The organism is Spongiactinospora sp. 9N601, from assembly GCF_044326295.1.
Lineage (GTDB): Bacteria > Actinomycetota > Actinomycetes > Streptosporangiales > Streptosporangiaceae > Spongiactinospora > Spongiactinospora gelatinilytica.
Genome location: NZ_JBIRBB010000009.1, coordinates 90,543 through 106,513 on the forward strand (window position 1 = coordinate 90,543; position 15,971 = coordinate 106,513).

Annotated in this window: 17 protein-coding genes; 9 read left to right on the forward strand and 8 right to left on the reverse strand. The window is 72.4% G+C overall.

Translation table 11 applies throughout. The features are described 5' to 3' along the window. Window positions 1–14: 14 nt before the first annotated feature. From ACH34R_RS22650 to ACH34R_RS22665, 4 genes are read right to left on the reverse strand one after another with little or no spacing between them, the layout of a single operon-like run. A complete protein-coding gene (locus ACH34R_RS22650; protein WP_397563474.1) occupies window positions 15–1,664 on the reverse strand; it encodes an ABC transporter substrate-binding protein in 1,650 nt (549 codons plus the stop codon). After that, window positions 1,661–3,484, reverse strand: coding sequence for an ABC transporter ATP-binding protein (locus tag ACH34R_RS22655; protein ID WP_397563475.1), 1,824 nt, complete (start codon window positions 3,482–3,484; stop codon window positions 1,661–1,663). The genes ACH34R_RS22650 and ACH34R_RS22655 overlap by 4 nt, the downstream gene beginning before the upstream one ends. Beyond that, the gene (locus ACH34R_RS22660) at window positions 3,481–4,338 is read right to left on the reverse strand and encodes an ABC transporter permease (protein ID WP_397563476.1); all 858 of its coding nucleotides are present in this window, start codon (window positions 4,336–4,338) and stop codon (window positions 3,481–3,483) included. The genes ACH34R_RS22655 and ACH34R_RS22660 overlap by 4 nt, the downstream gene beginning before the upstream one ends. Next, the gene (locus ACH34R_RS22665; RefSeq protein ID WP_397563477.1) at window positions 4,335–5,312 is read right to left on the reverse strand and encodes an ABC transporter permease; all 978 of its coding nucleotides are present in this window, start codon (window positions 5,310–5,312) and stop codon (window positions 4,335–4,337) included. The genes ACH34R_RS22660 and ACH34R_RS22665 overlap by 4 nt, the downstream gene beginning before the upstream one ends. Before the next feature lie 88 nt (window positions 5,313–5,400). On the opposite strand from ACH34R_RS22665, the gene ACH34R_RS22670 reads away from it, so the two are divergent. The 6 genes from ACH34R_RS22670 to ACH34R_RS22695 all read left to right on the forward strand — a co-directional run bounded on the left by ACH34R_RS22670 (window position 5,401) and on the right by ACH34R_RS22695 (window position 12,118). Continuing rightward, window positions 5,401–5,904 carry a GNAT family N-acetyltransferase gene (locus ACH34R_RS22670; protein ID WP_397563478.1) on the forward strand — a complete coding sequence of 168 codons (504 nt, stop codon included), beginning with the start codon at window positions 5,401–5,403 and terminating at the stop codon, window positions 5,902–5,904. Between the two features lie 102 nt (window positions 5,905–6,006). Continuing rightward, a complete protein-coding gene (locus tag ACH34R_RS22675; protein WP_397563479.1) occupies window positions 6,007–6,318 on the forward strand; it encodes a hypothetical protein in 312 nt (103 codons plus the stop codon). A gap of 22 nt (window positions 6,319–6,340) precedes the next feature. After that, the gene (locus ACH34R_RS22680) at window positions 6,341–7,294 is read left to right on the forward strand and encodes an LLM class flavin-dependent oxidoreductase (protein WP_397563480.1); all 954 of its coding nucleotides are present in this window, start codon (window positions 6,341–6,343) and stop codon (window positions 7,292–7,294) included. After that, entirely contained in the window at window positions 7,291–9,510 is a 2,220-nt protein-coding gene (locus tag ACH34R_RS22685) for a N,N-dimethylformamidase beta subunit family domain-containing protein (protein ID WP_397563481.1), read from the forward strand. Before ACH34R_RS22680 ends, ACH34R_RS22685 begins: the two co-directional genes overlap by 4 nt. Continuing rightward, a complete protein-coding gene (locus ACH34R_RS22690) occupies window positions 9,507–10,871 on the forward strand; it encodes a transaminase (protein WP_397563482.1) in 1,365 nt (454 codons plus the stop codon). The genes ACH34R_RS22685 and ACH34R_RS22690 overlap by 4 nt, the downstream gene beginning before the upstream one ends. After that, complete coding sequence (locus tag ACH34R_RS22695; protein WP_397563483.1) at window positions 10,868–12,118, forward strand: hypothetical protein; 1,251 nt, start codon at window positions 10,868–10,870, stop codon at window positions 12,116–12,118. Before ACH34R_RS22690 ends, ACH34R_RS22695 begins: the two co-directional genes overlap by 4 nt. Here ACH34R_RS22695 and ACH34R_RS22700 read toward each other — a convergent pair. Continuing rightward, window positions 12,112–12,495 carry a hypothetical protein gene (locus ACH34R_RS22700; RefSeq protein WP_397563484.1) on the reverse strand — a complete coding sequence of 128 codons (384 nt, stop codon included), beginning with the start codon at window positions 12,493–12,495 and terminating at the stop codon, window positions 12,112–12,114. The two genes, ACH34R_RS22695 and ACH34R_RS22700, sit on opposite strands and share 7 nt — an antisense overlap. Before the next feature lie 95 nt (window positions 12,496–12,590). Beyond that, the gene (locus ACH34R_RS22705) at window positions 12,591–12,947 is read right to left on the reverse strand and encodes a RidA family protein (RefSeq protein ID WP_397563485.1); all 357 of its coding nucleotides are present in this window, start codon (window positions 12,945–12,947) and stop codon (window positions 12,591–12,593) included. An 11-nt stretch (window positions 12,948–12,958) separates the two neighbouring features. Here ACH34R_RS22705 and ACH34R_RS22710 point away from each other — a divergent pair, with 11 nt between their 5' ends. Further along, complete coding sequence (locus tag ACH34R_RS22710) at window positions 12,959–13,174, forward strand: hypothetical protein (protein WP_397563486.1); 216 nt, start codon at window positions 12,959–12,961, stop codon at window positions 13,172–13,174. A 100-nt stretch (window positions 13,175–13,274) separates the two neighbouring features. Continuing rightward, the gene (locus ACH34R_RS22715) at window positions 13,275–14,729 is read left to right on the forward strand and encodes a pyridoxal phosphate-dependent decarboxylase family protein (protein ID WP_397563487.1); all 1,455 of its coding nucleotides are present in this window, start codon (window positions 13,275–13,277) and stop codon (window positions 14,727–14,729) included. Window positions 14,730–14,894: 165 nt separating this feature from the next. Here the strand turns inward: ACH34R_RS22715 and ACH34R_RS22720 are convergent, their stop codons facing one another. Together ACH34R_RS22720 and ACH34R_RS22725 are read right to left on the reverse strand one after the other, a co-directional pair. Continuing rightward, window positions 14,895–15,269 carry a ribonuclease domain-containing protein gene (locus ACH34R_RS22720; protein ID WP_397563488.1) on the reverse strand — a complete coding sequence of 125 codons (375 nt, stop codon included), beginning with the start codon at window positions 15,267–15,269 and terminating at the stop codon, window positions 14,895–14,897. A gap of 48 nt (window positions 15,270–15,317) precedes the next feature. Next, a complete protein-coding gene (locus ACH34R_RS22725; RefSeq protein WP_397563489.1) occupies window positions 15,318–15,689 on the reverse strand; it encodes a hypothetical protein in 372 nt (123 codons plus the stop codon). Between the two features lie 30 nt (window positions 15,690–15,719). Between ACH34R_RS22725 and ACH34R_RS22730 the strand changes: the two genes are divergently transcribed. Further along, window positions 15,720–15,911, forward strand: a complete 192-nt coding sequence (locus ACH34R_RS22730) for a hypothetical protein (protein WP_397563490.1) — start codon at window positions 15,720–15,722, stop codon at window positions 15,909–15,911. Window positions 15,912–15,971: the final 60 nt, after the last annotated feature.

Sequence of the window (15,971 nt, forward strand, 5' to 3'; positions counted from 1 at the left end):
CTCGCCCTGAAAACTCAGCCGTTCAGGTACAGCTGTTCGAAGTGGGCGTTGCCGAAGGAGCGGCCGGAGGCGTCCTGTTTGGGCCAGCCGGCGACCTTGGCGTGGTGGGCGTTGACGACGTTGGCGAAGAAGGGGATGATCCAGCCGCCGCGGTCGAACTGGATCTGGTACATCTGCCGGGTCAGTTCGGCCCGCTTGGCCTCGTCCACCGTGGACAGCGCCTTGTCGTGCAGCTCGCGCAGCGCGTCCAGGTCGGCCTTGGGCATGTGGGTGAGGGTGGTGCTCTCGCTCAGGTCGGTGAGGGCGAGCAGGGTCAGGTAGTTGCCCTGCGCGGGCCACTTGTCCACCGAGAACGGCCAACTGTGGAACTGCGGGCCGAACAGCGTGGCGGTGTCCACCTGGCGGACCTTGATGGTGATGCCGATCTCGGCCGCGTTGTTGGCCAGGACGGTCGCCATCGACACGGCCTCGGCGGAGACCGGTCCGGCCACCAGCTCGACCGTGATGTTCTCCTTGCCGGCCTCCTTGAGCAGGGCCTTGGCCTTCTCGATGTCGCGCTTGCGGGTCAGCTCGGTCGGGTAGCCGGGGGCGTACGGCTCGGGCAGGTCGTAGGCGACCCGGCCGTGGCCGGACACGCAGGAGCTGAGCGCCTGCTCGCGGTCGATGGCCAGGCGCAGCGCCTGCCGGACCCGCACGTCGTCGAAGGGCGGCTCTTCCATGTTCATGTAGATGCCGGTCCACGCGCCGGTCTCCGACTCAAGCAGCTTGAGCTGCTGGTGCTGGCCGATCAGCGGGATCTGCGCGAACTGCACCATGTTGATGGCGTCCACCTGGCCAGTGACCAGCGCGTTGATCCGGGCGGAGTCGTCGTTGATGACGTTGACGACCAGTTCGTCCAGGTACGGCTTGGCACCCAGCCCGGCCGGGGCCGCCGAGTCGCTGGGCTCGGACTCGCCGTCGGCGTTCCAGTAGTTGGCGAACCGCTCGCACACCCACTGCCGGTTCGCGGTGAAGCTCTTGTACTTGAACGGCCCGGTGCCGACCGGGTTCCTCGGGTCGAAGTCCACCGGGACGATCTTGTGCGGGCTGGCCAGCGCGTAGTTGAAGGTGGAGTTCGGCCGGAGGAGCTTCATCCGGATCGTCCGCTTGTCCACCTTCTTGATCTCATCCAGGTCCACGTACGGCTTGAACTTGCCGACCGTGACCGACCCCGCCTGGGTGAAGGTCCGCTTGAAGGTGAAGATGACGTCCTCGGCGTCCAGCGTCTTGCCGTTGTGGAACTCGATCCCGTCCTTGACGCGGATGGTCCACTCGTCACCGGCCTTGTTCGGCTCGATCAGCTCGGCCATCGCCAGCCGGTACTGGAGGTCGTTGCTGAAGTCGGCGAGCTGGTCGTACAGGACCCTGGCCATGAAGCTCACCGGCGCGCTGTTCAGCAGCACGGGGTCGAGGGTGTCGGAGCCCTTCGCGCCGCCGGTGGCCACGGTGAGCCGCCCGCCACGCGTGGGCTTGCCCGCCGCGCCCGCGCCGGTGGCGGCGGGCTGCGCGCCGCCGCCGCTCCCGCAGGCGGCGAGCAGTTCCATCGCGGCGGCGGACATGCCGAGCGCCGCGGCCGTGCTCAGGAACCCGCGCCGGCTCGGCCCCTGGTTGATTCGTTGGGTCATGTGGGGTCCTCCAGTGACAGGGGGAGTCGGGACGGATCACCGGTAGGCACGGCCGACAGTTCGGGCGTCGCCGCGATGAGATCCCTGGTGAACTGATCGCCAGGACGGTCGAGCACGTCATCGACGGGCCCGCCTTCGACGATCCGCCCGGCGCGCATGGCGACGACGTGGTCCGCCACGGCGCGGACGAGTCCGAGGTTGTGCGTCACGAACAGCAGGGCGAGCCCTTCCTCGTCCTGCAACCGGCGCAGCAGCCGCACGATCGACGCCTGTACCGAGACGTCCAGTGCCGAGGTGACCTCGTCACAGATCAGCACCTCTGGGCGGCAGACCAGCGCCCGCGCGATGGCCACGCGCTGCCGTTCGCCGCCGGAGAGCTGGTCGGGGTAGGACGCGGCTGCGGCGGGCGAGAGCGAGACGCGTTCCAGCACCTCGGCGATCTCGGCCGCCGCCTTGGCGGCGGACATGCCGAACAGCACCTTCAGCGGCTCGCGCAGCGTCTCGCCGATCGAGCGGCGCGGGTTCAGCGAGTTGTACGGGCTCTGGAAGATGTACTGGATCGCGCGGCGCGACTCGCGCGAGCGGTCACGCGCGCGGGTCGCCAGCGGCGCGCCCTGGAAGGTCATCGTGCCGGTGTGGTCGCGGTGCAGCCCGATCACGCAGCGGGCGAGCGTGGTCTTGCCGGACCCGGACTCGCCCACCAGCGCCAGGCACTCGCCCTTGGCCAGGGTCAGCGACACGTCGTGCAGCACCTGCTTGCGCCCGTGGAACGCGTTCACGCCGGTGACCTCCAGCAGGACCTCGCCGCGCTCCCCGGTACGGCCGGCCGCCAGGGCCGGGGCCGGCTGGGCGGGTTCGGCGGCGAACCGGGTGGCGTGCAGGCAGCGGACGATGTGGCCGGGGGCGATCTCGACGGGCTCCGGGACGGTGGTGGCGCAGGCGGGGTCGGCGTGCTTGCAGCGGGGGTGGAACGCGCAGCCGCCCGGCCGCTGCCCGGGCATCGGGGTGTCGCCGGGGATGGCGGTCAGCTCGCGGCGTTCGGAGACCTGGGGGACGGCCGCGATCAGGGCCCGGGTGTAGGGGTGGACGGGCTCGCCGAAGATCCGGGAACTCGGGCCGGACTCGACGATCCGCCCGGCGTACATGACCATGACCCGGTGCGCCAGCCCGGCGACCACCGCCATGTCGTGCGTGACGTAGAGCGCGGCGACCTGGTGGGAGGCGCACAGGTCGCGCACGGTGGCGAGCACCCGCGCCTGGGTGGTGACGTCGAGCCCGGTGGTCGGCTCGTCCAGCACGATCACCCGGGGCCGCAGCAGGAACGCCAGGGCCAGCGTCACGCGCTGCTGCTGGCCGCCGGAGAGCTGGTGTGGGAAGCGGGCCAGGAAGGCGTCACTGTCGTCCAGGCCGACCTCGCGCATGGTGGCCTTGATCCGCGCGTCCCGGTCGGGTTCGGGCATGTCCGGGCGATGGAACTCGAACAGCTCGTCCAACTGGCGGCGCAGCCGCAGCGCGGGGTTCAGCGCCATGGCCGGGTCCTGCGGCACGTACGCGACCGAGCTGCCGCGCAGCTTGGCGAGCTGCCCCTGGCCCAGCCCGACGACCTCCTGGCCGCCAAGGACGATGCTGCCGCCGGCGATGGTCGCGCCCCGCCGGGCGTCGCCGAGCAGCGTCACCCCGGCCGTCGTCTTGCCCGAGCCGGACTCGCCGACCAGCCCCAGTACCTCGCCCGCGGCGATCTCGAAGTCGACGAGGTCCACGACGTCCACGCCGCGCCCGTCCAGATCGACGCGCAGGCCCTTGACCGTTACGGCGGTCACACGGTCACCTCCTTGGGCGTCTCGGCGGCCGGTGAGACCCGTGCCACGGTACGCGCGAAGCCCTCGGCCATCAGGTTGGTGCCGAACGTGAAGGCCGCGACGCACAGCGCGGGGACCACGACGCCCCACGGTTGCAGCGCGAGGCCCTGGTAGTTCTCCCGGATCATCAGGCCCCAGTCGGCGGCGGGCGGCTGGAGTCCGACGCCCAGGAAGCTCATCGTGGTCACGATGCCGATGGACCAGGTCAGCCGGAGCCCGAACTCGACCATCAGCGGGGTCATCACGTTGGGCAGCACCTCGCGGCGCACGATCCGCAGCCGGGAGGCGCCGAGGGTCTCCGCCGACTCCACGAACTCGCGGGCGACGACCTCCTTGGCCGCGCCGTACGCGACCCGCGCGACCTGCGGCACCCAGGCGATGGCCACGATCAGCGGCATCAGCGCCAGTTCGGCCTGGGCCATCGAGACGAGCAGCAGGATCAGCACCATCGGGGGGAAGGCGCGCAGCACGTCCATGGCCCGCATCAGGACCTCGTCCACCACGCCGCCGCTGTAGGCGGCGGTCATGCCGATGGCCGAGCCGACGCCGACGCCGAGCAGCGTGCCGACGAACGAGACCCACACGATGCTGCGCCCGCCTTCGAGCACCCTCGACAGCACGTCCTCGCCGAGGTAGTCGGTGCCGAGCATGGCGAGGGACGACGGAGGCTGGTACGGCGCGCCCACGATGGCGCTGTGCGAGTGCGGCGCGAGCAGCGGCCCGATCGCGATGATCAGCAGGATCAGCCCGGTCAGCACCATCCCGATGCGCATCCGGGGTTCGCGCAGACAGCGGCGTAGCAGTGCCGTGTTCACTGGCCGGCCGTTCTGAGGCGGGGCGTGACGTACACCGTCAACACGTCTCCGAGAAGGTTGAAGATCACGTAACAGGCCGCGAACACCAGGCACACCATCTGGATGACCGGGAAGTCCCGGTTGTTCACGGCGTCCACCAATGTGGTGCCGAGGCCCGGATAGTTGAAGACCTGCTCCACGACCACGACGCCGCCGGTCAGGTACGCCAGCGCGAGCGCGGTGCCCTGGATCGCCGGGACGAGTGCGTTGCTCAGTACGTGCCTGCGCAGCACCACTCGCTCGGGGACGCCCTTCAGCCGGGCGATCCGCACGTACTCCGACTCGTACACGTCGATCACCGAACCGCGCACCAGCCGGGACAGGTACGGCAGGACGCCGAGCACCAGCGCGGCCACCGGCAGCACGAGTTGGGCGGGCTGCCCGAGCGGGTTCTGACCCGGGCCTAGTAGAACGGTCCCAGGGAGCAACCGCAGCACCGAGGTGGAGAAGAGGATGACGAGCAGCAGGGCGATGATGGCCTCGGGCAGCGCGGTGAGCCCGAGCGTGACGACGAGCATCGCTTTGTCGAACTTCCGGTCCCTGCGCCGACCGGCCAGGGCGCCGACGTACACCGACAGCGGCACGACGATGGCGGCGGAGATCACGACCAGCACGGCCGAGTTGATCGTGCGGTCGCCGATCAGCGCGGCCACCGGCTCCCGCGTCACCAGCGACTGGCCGAGGTCGCCGGTCACGATGTGCCCCAGCCAGGCCAGGTACTGTGAGATGAGCGGCCGGTCCAGGCCGAGTTCGGCGCGTAGTGCGGCCACGCTTTCAGGTGTCGCGTCGTGCCCCAGTACCGCGCGCGCGGGGTCGCCGGGCAGAACCTGCGTCGCGGCGAACACCAGCACCGATACCAGCAGCACGACGGCGGCGCCCAGCAGCAGTCTGCGTACTAGCCATAGCCGCCGGGAGCCTGAGAAGCGTCCGTCCAAGTCTGGTCACCTCCTGCCACCCGGTAGTTCAGGAGAATGGCCCTCTCTGTTGTCAGTGTCAACACATTTGGGGATACGGTTCGGCAGCATGGAGATGGAGATCGAACGGGCGGCGGCGGGGGATGTGCCCGGGATCGTCGGCATGCGCAGGGCGGCCGAGGAATGGCTGGCCGGGAGGGACATTTGGCAGTGGCCGCCTGGGCTGCTGACGTCTACGCATGTAGAAGCACAGATAGCGGCCCGCGAGTGGTACGTGGCCAGGGCGGCGGGCGGCCGGCTGGCCGGGGCGTTCCGGCTGCTGTGGTCCGATCCGCGGGTGTGGCGGGAGCGGGACGCGTTCGCCGCGTACGTACACGGGCTGATGACCGACCGCGCGTTCGCGGGGGCCGGCGTGGGGGCGCGGATGCTCTCCTGGGTGGCGGACCGGGCCAGGGAGAAGGGGGCGGGCATGGTCCGCCTGGACTGCGTGGCGAACAACCCCCGCCTGCGTCAGTACTACGTGGACCTCGGCTTCGACGAGGTCGGACGGCATAAACTGAACGAGCGATGGACGGCCGTGCTGCTGGAGCGGCGGACCGGTCCCGGGTGTTGACATCGACAACACATCGCTCACATACTCGAATCCGCTCCCGTGTGACGCCGTCTGTCACGGATCGTCACTGCGACCGGTTTCCACAGTGATCGGAGTTCTGACGTGCAGAAGATCTACGTCCTCTACAAGCTGAAGCCCGGAGTGTCGCCCGAGGAGTACATCGAGTGGTCCAAGACCGTCGACCAGGCGATCACCAGCAAGCAGAAGGGCGTGCAGAGCTTCCGCGTCTTCCTGATCGACGGCGCCCGCGGCAAGGAGTCCCCCTGGGACGTGGTCGAGGACATCGAGGCCGACTCATGGGACGCCTGGGAAGAGGTGCTGACGCAGCCGGCCATGAAAGAGGTGGTCGCGGGCTTCCAGAAGTACGCCGAGCGCGACTCCTCCATCGCGATCTACGGTCGCGAGATCCTCTAGCCGGGCCGGGGAGGGCGTGGGCATGACCTCGACACCGGGCGACGACGTCGGATTCTCCCTGGGCGCGCCGAACGACCCGGACCTTCTTGTGCCGTTCGCCCGGCAGGCGGAACGGCTCGGCTTCACCGGCCTGTGGACGCAGGACACGGTGAACGCCGCGAACTACTCCCTGGACGGCCTGCACGTGCTGTCCTACCTGGCGGCGGTCACCGAGCGCCTGCGCCTGGGCATCGGCGTGCTGTACTCCGGCCGGCGCAACCCCGCCGTCGCCGCCCGCGAGCTGGCCACCATCGACCAGCTCTCCCGGGGCCGGCTCATCGTCGGGCTCGGCGTCGGCAACGCCTACCACCGCGAGGCCCTGACCGCCCTCGGCATCCCGATGGACCGGCCCGTCCGGCGCATGGTGGAGGGCATCGGCGTGATGCGCGCGCTGTGGAGCCAGGACGAGGCCGGCTACGACGGCGATGTGTACTCCTTCACCGGCATCCGCTCCCAGCCCAAGCCGGTGCAGCGGCCGGGGCCGCCGATCTGGATCGGGGCGCGGGCCGAGCAGGCGCTGCGCCGGGCCGTGCGGATCGCCGACGGGTGGACCGGGGCGGCCCCCGCCGCCACCGCCGACTTCATGGACCAGCTCGCCGTCGTCCGGCGGGCCCTTGAGGACCAGGGCCGCGACCCCGCCGGGTTCACGATCTCCAAGAGCGTCTACATCGCGGTGGAGGACACCGTGGAGCGGGCGCGGGAGAAGCTGGTGCCGGTGTTCCAGCGGTCGTTCGGCGGCAACCCGGTGTACGACGCGGACGGCATGGCCGACCGGGTCGCGATTTTCGGCCCGCCGGAGCACTGCGCCGAGCGGCTGACCGAACTCACCGACGCGGGGGTGCGCGAACTGATCCTCTACCCCATGTACGACCGGATGGAGCAGGCGGCGGCCCTCGCCGAGGTGACCGCGTCCTTCGCCAAGGCGCGGCGCGGATGAGCGCCGGCCCCGTGCTCCTGGGCTACGTCGACCGGCTCAGCGTCGCGGCGGGCGAGGAGATCCGGCTCATGGTCAGCGCCACCGCCGACTACCAGGTCGAACTGCTGCGCCTGGTCCACGGCGCGGAGGACGCTCGCGGGCCGGGCGTCCGCCAGGAGGTCGTGGACCTGCCGATCGGCGCCCGCAAGGGCAGTGTCCAGCCGCTGCCGTCCGGTTCGTACCTGCGTGCGCCCGCGCACCCGGCGCTGGACGCGGACGCGTTCACCGTCACCGCCTGGATCATGCCCACCCTGCCCGCGAACGGCGAGCCGCGCGCGATCGTGGCCCGCAGGGACATCGGCGAGCGGCGCGGCTGGGCGCTCGGCCTGACCGGCGACGACCACCTCGCGGTCTGGGCCGGTCCCGGCGACGCGCCGGTCGCGGTGACCGACCGGCCGATCCCGGTGGGCCGGTGGACGTTCGTCGCCGCCGCGTTCGGCCCGGACGGCGTCACCTTGACCCAGGTCCCCGCGCCGGAGTGGCCGGTCGGGTCCTGGCGCGCGTCGGCCCGCCGCGAAGGGCCGGTGGAGTACGCCGCCGCAGGCGTGGAGCCGCTGGTGGCGGCCTGGCGCGCTGGCGGGTCGGCCGAGTCGCAGTTCGACGACCGGGCCGCGGCGCACTTCAACGGCCGGATCGACCGCCCCGCCCTGTACGCGGGCGCGGCCACGCCGGAGGCCCTGGCCACGGCCGACCCGGACCGGTTCGGGCTGCCGGAGCTGGTCCGCTGGCGGCCGGGGCAGAGCCCGCACGGCACCCGGGTGCCCGACGACGGCCCGCACGCGCTGCACGCCGAGGCCGTCAACACCCCCTCGCGCGGCGTGCCCGGCGCGAACTGGACCGGCGGTGAGATCGACTTCCGGCTCGCCCCCGGCGAGTACGACGCCCTGCACTTCCACGACGACGACCTGACCGACGCGGGCTGGGACGCCTCTGTCGTGCTGCGCCTGCCCGCCGCGCTGCGCAGCGGCGTCTACGCCTTCCGGCTGCGCGCGGGCGAGGACGAACTGCGCGTGCCGTTCTTCGTACGGCCCGCCCGCGGCTCCAGCACCGAGCGGGTCGCCGTCCTCATCCCGACCTTCACCTACCTCGCGTACGCAGGCTCGCACAGCAGCATCGAGAAGGCCGGCCCCGAGGGCCTGGACTACCCGGTGACGCCGCAGCACGTATGGGCCGCCGAGCACAAGCTGTGCAGCCTGTACGACCTGCACCGGGACGGCAGCGGCTGCTACTACGCCTCGCGGCTGCGCCCGCTCACCACGCTCACCCCCGACTACTCCGGGCCGTTCGGGCTGTGGAACCTCAGCGCCGACCTGTGCCTGATCGACTGGCTGGAGCACGAGGGCATCGGCTACGACGTGGTCTGCGACGACGACCTGCACACCGAGGGCGTGGCCGCCTTGTCCGAATACGACGTGGTGCTCACCGGGTCGCACCCGGAGTATTACACCAGGGCCATGCTCGACGCGCACGAGTCGTACCTCGCGGCGGGCGGCCGGATGATGTACCTCGGCGGGAACGGGTTCTACTGGGTGACCGGCGTCGCCCCGGACCAGCCGCACGTCATCGAGATCCGGCGCGGCCATACCGGCACCAGAGGGTGGGAGGTCCCCCCGGGGGAGACCCACCTGAGCACCACCGGCGAGGCCGGGGGCCTGTGGCGGCACCGCGGCCGGGCCCCGCAGCGGCACGTCGGCGTCGGGTTCACCTCCCAGGGCGGGCGCGGGCACGGCCGGCCGTACCACGCCGCCCCCGGCTCCCGCGACGAGCGCGCCGCCTTCGCCCTGGCCGGAGTCGACGGGCCGATCGACGCGGACGCGCTGGTCGGGCACGGCGCGGCGGGCATGGAGATCGACCGGGCCGACCCCGCGCTCGGCACCCCGCCGCACACGCTGGTGCTGGCCACCGCCGACGGCTTCCCCGACTCCTTCCAGCACGCCATCGAGGAGGTGCTGACCGCCAACTCCCGGCAGAGCGCCAGCGTGGAGCCACGGGTGCGCGCCGACATGGTGCTGCTTGAGCACCCCTTCGGGGGAGCGGTGTTCAGCACCGGCTCGATCGCCTGGTGCACCGCGCTGGGCCTCGACGGGTACGCCAACCCGGTCGCCAAGGTCACCGGCAACGTGCTGCGCCGCTTCCTCGACCCCGCCCCCCTCGACCGCCCGCAGGAGCAGCGATGACAGCGCCGACGCCCCCCGGAATCGACGAAGGCCGCCTGGCCCGCCTGCTGGAACGCGAGCGCGCCGCCTGGGTCGCGGCCCGGCCCAAGGCGGTGGCCCTGCACGAGCGGGCCCGCGCCTCGCAGGTGCACGGCACGCCGCACCACTGGATCAGTCAGTTCCCGCCGCCGGTGCCGCTGGTGGTCGAGCGCGCCGAGGGCGTCCGGCTGCACGACACCGACGGGCACGTCTACACCGACTTCGGGCTCGCCGCCACGGCGGCGCTGTGGGGGCACACCCACCCCGCCGTGATCTCGGCGTTGCGCGACCAGCTCGGCCGGGGCACGATCACCATGTGGCAGGGGGAGGACCACGTGTGGGTGACCGAGGAGCTGAGCCGCCGGTTCGGGCTGCCGTACTGGCAGTTCGCGGTGTCGGGCACGGACGCCAACCGGTTCGCGCTGGTGCTGGCGCGGGTGGCCACCGGGCGGAAGAAGATCCTGGTGTTCAACCGGGCCTACCATGGGGCGCTGGAGCCGACGTACGTGGTGCTGGCCGACGGCGGCGTCGCCCCGGAGCCCGGGGTGGACATGGGCGGCGTCGACGTGCGGCGGACGACCGAGGTCGTGGAGTTCAACGACGTGCCCGCGCTGGAGCGGGCGCTTTCCGGCGGTGACATCGCGGCGGTGCTCGCCGAGCCGGTGATGACCAACGGCGGCGCGGTGATCCGGCCCGAGCCCGGGTTCCACGCGGCGCTGCGCTCGCTCACCCGAGAGGCGGGCACGCTGCTGCTGTTCGACGAGACCCAGACGATCCCGGCCGGGCCCGGCGGGTGCGTCCGCGAACTGGGCCTCGAACCGGACCTCATCGCCATGGGCAAGTTCGTCGCCGGTGGGATTCCGGCGGGCGTCTACGGCATGTCGGAGGAGGTCGCCGCGGTCGCGGCGCGGTACACCGAGCACGGCGACGGCGGGCTCGGCAGCACGCTCGCGGGCGGGCCGCTCGCCGTGCGGGCCATGCGGGCGGTGCTCGGCGAGGTCATGACGGACGCGTCGTACGCGCACATGAACCGGCTCGCCGAACGCTACGCGCGCGACGTGGCCGAGGTCATCGCGCGGCACGGGCTGCCCTGGCACGTGGGCCGCCTCGGGGCCCGGGTCTCCTACGCGTTCACGCCGGAGCCGCCGCGCAACGCGGGGTCGCTCTACCCCAAGCCGGGCGGGTCGGTGCGGGTGGCGCTGTGGCTGTTCATGGCCAACCGGGGGATCTTGCTGAACGGCATGAGCGGCGCGGCGCTGTTCTCGCCGCTGACCGAGGAGGCCGACGTGGTACGGCACGGCGAGCTGTTCGCCGAGGTGATCGCCGAGCTGGCCGGGGCGTGAGCGTGGAGCGGCTGCGCGCGGACATCGACCGCTCCCGGGTGCCGGGGGCGTACGAGCCGGGGCGCTGGTCGGTCGCGCCGGGCAACCGCGACACCGCGATGCCCGAGGCGGTGAAGCTGCGCGACGCCACACTGCGGGCGCTCGGCTCGCTGTCGGACGTCCCGGTGGCGGATGCGGACCGGGCGGCGTTCGTGGCGCTGCTGGCCGGGTCCGGGGTGCCGGAGATCGTCACCGGCGGGCTCGGCCGTGACCCTGACCAGATCCGCGGCGACCTCGCGATCATCAGGGCCGAGAACCCCGGCTGCGTGACGATCTGCCCGTTCGTGGGCAGCGTCGAGGCGGCGGAGCGGGCGCGGGAGTACGGGTACGACGCCGTGCAGGTCGCGGTGCCGGGGTTCGGCCCGGCGTCGCTGATCTACGATTCGTCGCTGGGCACGCCGGAGGAGGTCACCCGGCAGGTCGTGGTCGAGCGGTCCACGGCGGTCATCGAACGCGCGCACGCGCTCGGCCTGCGGGTGGCCGGCGCGATGATGATGGTGTCCTACCTGACGCCGGATGTGCTGGCCGAGACCGTGTCCGCCCTGGTCGCGGCCGGGGCCGACGAGATCGACCTGTTCGACGGGCCGGGCGCGGCCGGGCCGGAGGCGCTGGCCGACCTGGTGCGCGCCACCGCCGCCGCCGGGCCGGACGTCGCGGTCCACCCGCACAACACCTTCGGGCTCGGCGTGGCCTGCGCGGTCGCCGCCGTGCGCGCGGGCGCGGGCGCCGTCGAGGTGTCGGTGAACGGCTACTGCGGCGGCCCCGGCAACGCCGACCTGGCGGCGACCGCCGCGGCCTTCGAGGCCCTGTACGGCGTGCGCACCGGCCTGCGTCTGGCGGGTATGACCGAGCTGGCCAGGACCGCGGAACGGCTCACCGGCCGCCCGGCCGCGCGGCACCAGCCGATCACCGGCGTGGACGCCTTCAACTGGGGCGGCGGCGACTGGATCGCCGTCGAGCACGAGGTCGATCCGCTGCTGCACAACTGCGTCGAACCAGAGCTTTTCGGCAACCGCCGCCGCGTCCCGCTGACCGAGCAGAGCGGCCCCCGGGTGCTGGCCGGGGTCCTGCGCGACCTCGGGATCGAGGTGGCGGCGGCGGACGTGCCGGAGGTGCTGGACGCGTGCGTACGCGAGGCGCGCGCCCTCGGCCGGCTGCTCCATGATGACGAGATCAAGGCTCTGGCCAGGCCGTTCCGGCGTCAGTGAGCGCGTAGTACGCCCAACACCCAGCCGGCCGCCGCGGCGGCGACCAGCACCCCGAGCCGGACCAGATCCGCGACGCCGCTGAAGACCAGGTGCCCGGCGTGGTTGACCAGGAAGCCGGTGACGAACAGCCAGGCGAAGACGCCGGTGCACAGCGCGGCGCGCACGTCGGCCGCGCACGCCGCGTACCCGCCCACGAGCACGGCCACGAGAACCAGCCGCGCCTCGGGCCGGCCCGCCGGCACGAGCGCCGCCGCCACCAGACAGGCCACGATGGCGGCGGCGAACCCGAGACCGATCAGCAGGCCGCTCGGCCGGGGCGGAGCGGAGCCGGGAGGCTGCTCGGCGACCTTGGCGACCTTGGCGACATGGAGGTACATGCCTCCATCCAGCCCCGCCCCGGACGCGCGGGCAATGCCCCGCTACGCGTTCCGGACGCCCGTCCCGGGATTCTTGATGCGGCCCCTACACCTGGCTATGCTTCGCGCGCCGCGATGGCCTCGATCTCCAACAGCCACGCCTCGTCGTAGATACCGGTGATGATCACCGTGAGCGCGGGAGTGTGCTCGCCGAGCACCTCCCGGCGGATGGCGGAGTTTTCGGTCCGGTAGGCCCGATCGGACAGGAACGTGGTCACCTTGACCAGGTCCGACAGCCCCATGCCATGGTGACTCAGCACGTCGGCCACATTGGCCCACACCTGCCGGCACTGCGCCGCGAACCCCTCGGGCACGCTCCCATCGGGACCCACCGGAATCTGCCCGCTGACATGCACCACCCGCGCGGGCGCGCCGATCTCGTACGAGTGGACGTATCCACCCCCATCGGGCACCCCGGGACCGGGTGACGTCCGTGGCCTTCGGCCCGGACGGCCGTACGATCCTGACGGGCGGTGACGACGACGTCGCCAGGCGCTGGGGATATCCGGAGCAGTGGCCGGACCGGCCGGGGGTGGACGCCGCCGAGGCGTGGCTGTGCCGGGTCGTCACCACTCCGATCGGCACGGCCCGCTGGCACGCGTACTTTCCCGGCGTGCCCAACCGGCCGCCGTGCCCATGACGGCGGGCCCATGACGCCGGGCCGGAAATGGCCGGAAATTACCGGAATTCGGCCCTCGCGTTGCTGGTAGTGGGACGCCTGCCGCCACCAGAGTGACCCCATGGAGGACAAGGGACCGCTGGACGTGGGTCCGGAAGAGGGCGCGCGGCTGCTTGCGGCGGTCGCGGAGCTGGTCGTCGGGCACATCAGGACCGTCCCGGACGGTCCTGTCGCCCCCGCCGAGCCGGACACCGCGCGGATTCGCGAACGGCTGGCCGGGTACGACTTCGAGCGCCCGGCGCCCGCGGACGACGCGCTCACGGACGTGACCGAAATGCTGCGCCGCTGGGGTGTGCACACCACGCACCCGCGCTACTTCGGGCTGTTCAACCCCACTCCCAACTGGTGGGGGGTGGCGGGCGAGCTGCTGGCCGCGGGGGTCAACCCGCAGCTCGCCGCCTACAGCCACGCCCCGGCGGCGGTCGAGATGGAGCGCCATGTGCTGCGGTTCATGGCGGCCAGGCTCGGCCTGCCGGACGTCGCCGAGGGCAGTTTCACGGTCGGTGGCGCGGAGGCGAACCTGACCGCCGTCGTGGTCGCCCTGACCAGGGCGTTCGACGACTACGCGCACGCCGGGGTACGCGGGCTGCCGGGCTCTCCGGTGCTGTACGCGTCGGCCGAGAGCCACCTGGCCTGGCTCAAGATCGCGCACATGACGGGCCTCGGCCGCGACGCCGTACGGCTGGTCCCCGTGGACGCGCGGTACCGGCTGGGCCTCGACCGGCTGGGCGAGATGCACGCGGCCGACGTCGCGGCGGGGCTCCTGCCCTTCCTGCTGGTCGGCACCGCGGGGACCACGGCGGGCGGCGCGCTCGACCCGCTGCCCGAACTGGCCGCGTTCGCGGCGGAACGGGGGCTGCACTTCCACGTCGATGCCGCCTGGGCGGGCGCGGTCGCCCTGTCGGACCGGCTGCGCCCGCTGCTGGCGGGCGTGGAACTCGCCGACAGCGTCACCGTGGACGCGCACAAGTGGCTGTCCGCGCCGATGGGGGCGGGCATGTTCCTGACCCGGCACCCGGAGACGCTGGCGCGCAGCTTCCGGGCGAGCACGTCGTACATGCCCGGCGAGACCGCGGACGCGCCCGACCCCTACGCCACCAGCGTGCAGTGGTCGCGCCGGTTCGCCGGGCTGAAGGTGTTCCTCGCGCTGGCCATCGCCGGGCGTCCCGCCCACGCCGCACAACTGGAGCGGGACGTCCGGCTCGGCGAACTCCTCGCCCGCCTGCTGGCCGAGGACGGCTGGGAGCGGATCAACGACACCCCGCTGCCGCTGGTCTGCGTCGCCGCCCCGGAGGCCGAACGCGACGGGCCCGAGCACAGCGCCGCCTGGCATGCGGCCGTCGTGGACCGCGTGGTCACCGGCGGCGAGGCATGGGTCAGCACGGTACGCCTGGCCGGTCGCCCGGCCATCCGCATCTGCCTGACCAGCCACCGCACCGGCTCGGCCGATATCGAAGCCCTGGTGACCGCCCTGACCCAGGCCCGCACGGCGGTCAACGAGAGCGGGTCGGCCTGAGGCGGGCGGTCGTGGTCCGGTCGGCCTTGATGGTGAGCGTGGCGGTGGTGTGGCCGGGCCGGCTCGGCGTCGTAAGTGGGGGGACCCGTGCGCTCCTTCGCGCGAGACGGTGATCCCCAGTGTTCACCGCCGCGCCCGGACGGTCGTGTCCACTTCCGGACGCGCTCAGAGCAGGTGAACGTCGTCGTAGTGATCGGGGGAGAACCACACCCGCCCACTGCCCCGGTCGATGACCAGGCGGTACTCATCCCGCGCCGCGCCCCGCCGCCGGGAGTACACGTCGTACTCGCTGTACCGCCCGCCCGCCGGCAACTGCCCCTCCCGATTGCCGAACCGCCCCCCGGAGAAGTTGTACCGCCCATCCGGCCACCGGTGCCAGCCCCGCCCGGCCGGACTGCCCTTCGATTTCCAGATGTCCGCCGCCTCCCGGGCATCGGCACAGCGCGGGATGGCGCAGGTGCCGTAGATGTCGGCGGCGGCGGGCGTACCGGTCAGCGACGCGGCCAGCACGACGGCGAGCAGACAACGAGCGATGCGCACGAAGGTCCCTCCTTCGCGGAACAGGGCCACCTCCCTGATCTTCCCTGATCACCGTGCGTCACCGGGTGGATTCGCGGAAGTCCGGGTCTTGCCCGCGGCGCGGGGGCGGGGGACGCCGTCCACCGAGACGCAGATGCCGAAGACGCGGTCGTGGCCGGTCCACCCGTTCACCCGGCCCCGGTTGTTGCTGATCTGGAGGCGTCCGCCCGGCGCGTCCACCGCCGACACGAGGTGCAGGTACACGGTGCCCCGCACCCTGGCCAGCACGATGTCACCGACCTCGACCTTCGCCGGGTCCACCGGGGCCACCCGCACCTGCTGGCGGCTCCGGATCAGCGGGACCATCGACGAGCCGGTCGGCCTGAACTCCACGGTGGCTCCGGCGGCCACGCGCGCGGCCATCGCGTCCAGCATGCCCATGGGCACAGCATCCCGGCTCGCTCCCGGTGGTTGCACCGGATTTTTGCGGTCGCCGGGAACCGCTGGGGGGCGGGGGCCGACTACTGGGGTGTCCGTAACCCGAACCGGGAGCAGCCCGAGCCGCTTCCGGGAGAGGAGGGAACGCCCATGATCAAGAAGCCGCTCACGATCGTGGTCCGCCGGAAGAAGACCCGTAGCCGGCTGCTGAACAACCACGGCTGACAGGTAACCGGAAGCAGGACGGTCGCCGCCGGGCGGGTTCCCGGCGGCGGCCGGTCGGAT

Coding starts and splice junctions, on each gene's coding strand:
- ACH34R_RS22650 (WP_397563474.1), bottom strand. CDS start 1,664: ATGACCCAACGAATCAACCAGGGGCCGAGCCGGCGCGGGTTCCTGAGC.
- ACH34R_RS22670 (WP_397563478.1), top strand. CDS start 5,401: ATGGAGATGGAGATCGAACGGGCGGCGGCGGGGGATGTGCCCGGGATC.
- ACH34R_RS22680 (WP_397563480.1), top strand. CDS start 6,341: ATGACCTCGACACCGGGCGACGACGTCGGATTCTCCCTGGGCGCGCCG.
- ACH34R_RS22685 (WP_397563481.1), top strand. CDS start 7,291: ATGAGCGCCGGCCCCGTGCTCCTGGGCTACGTCGACCGGCTCAGCGTC.
- ACH34R_RS22690 (WP_397563482.1), top strand. CDS start 9,507: ATGACAGCGCCGACGCCCCCCGGAATCGACGAAGGCCGCCTGGCCCGC.
- ACH34R_RS22700 (WP_397563484.1), bottom strand. CDS start 12,495: ATGTACCTCCATGTCGCCAAGGTCGCCAAGGTCGCCGAGCAGCCTCCC.
- ACH34R_RS22715 (WP_397563487.1), top strand. CDS start 13,275: ATGGAGGACAAGGGACCGCTGGACGTGGGTCCGGAAGAGGGCGCGCGG.
- ACH34R_RS22725 (WP_397563489.1), bottom strand. CDS start 15,689: ATGGGCATGCTGGACGCGATGGCCGCGCGCGTGGCCGCCGGAGCCACC.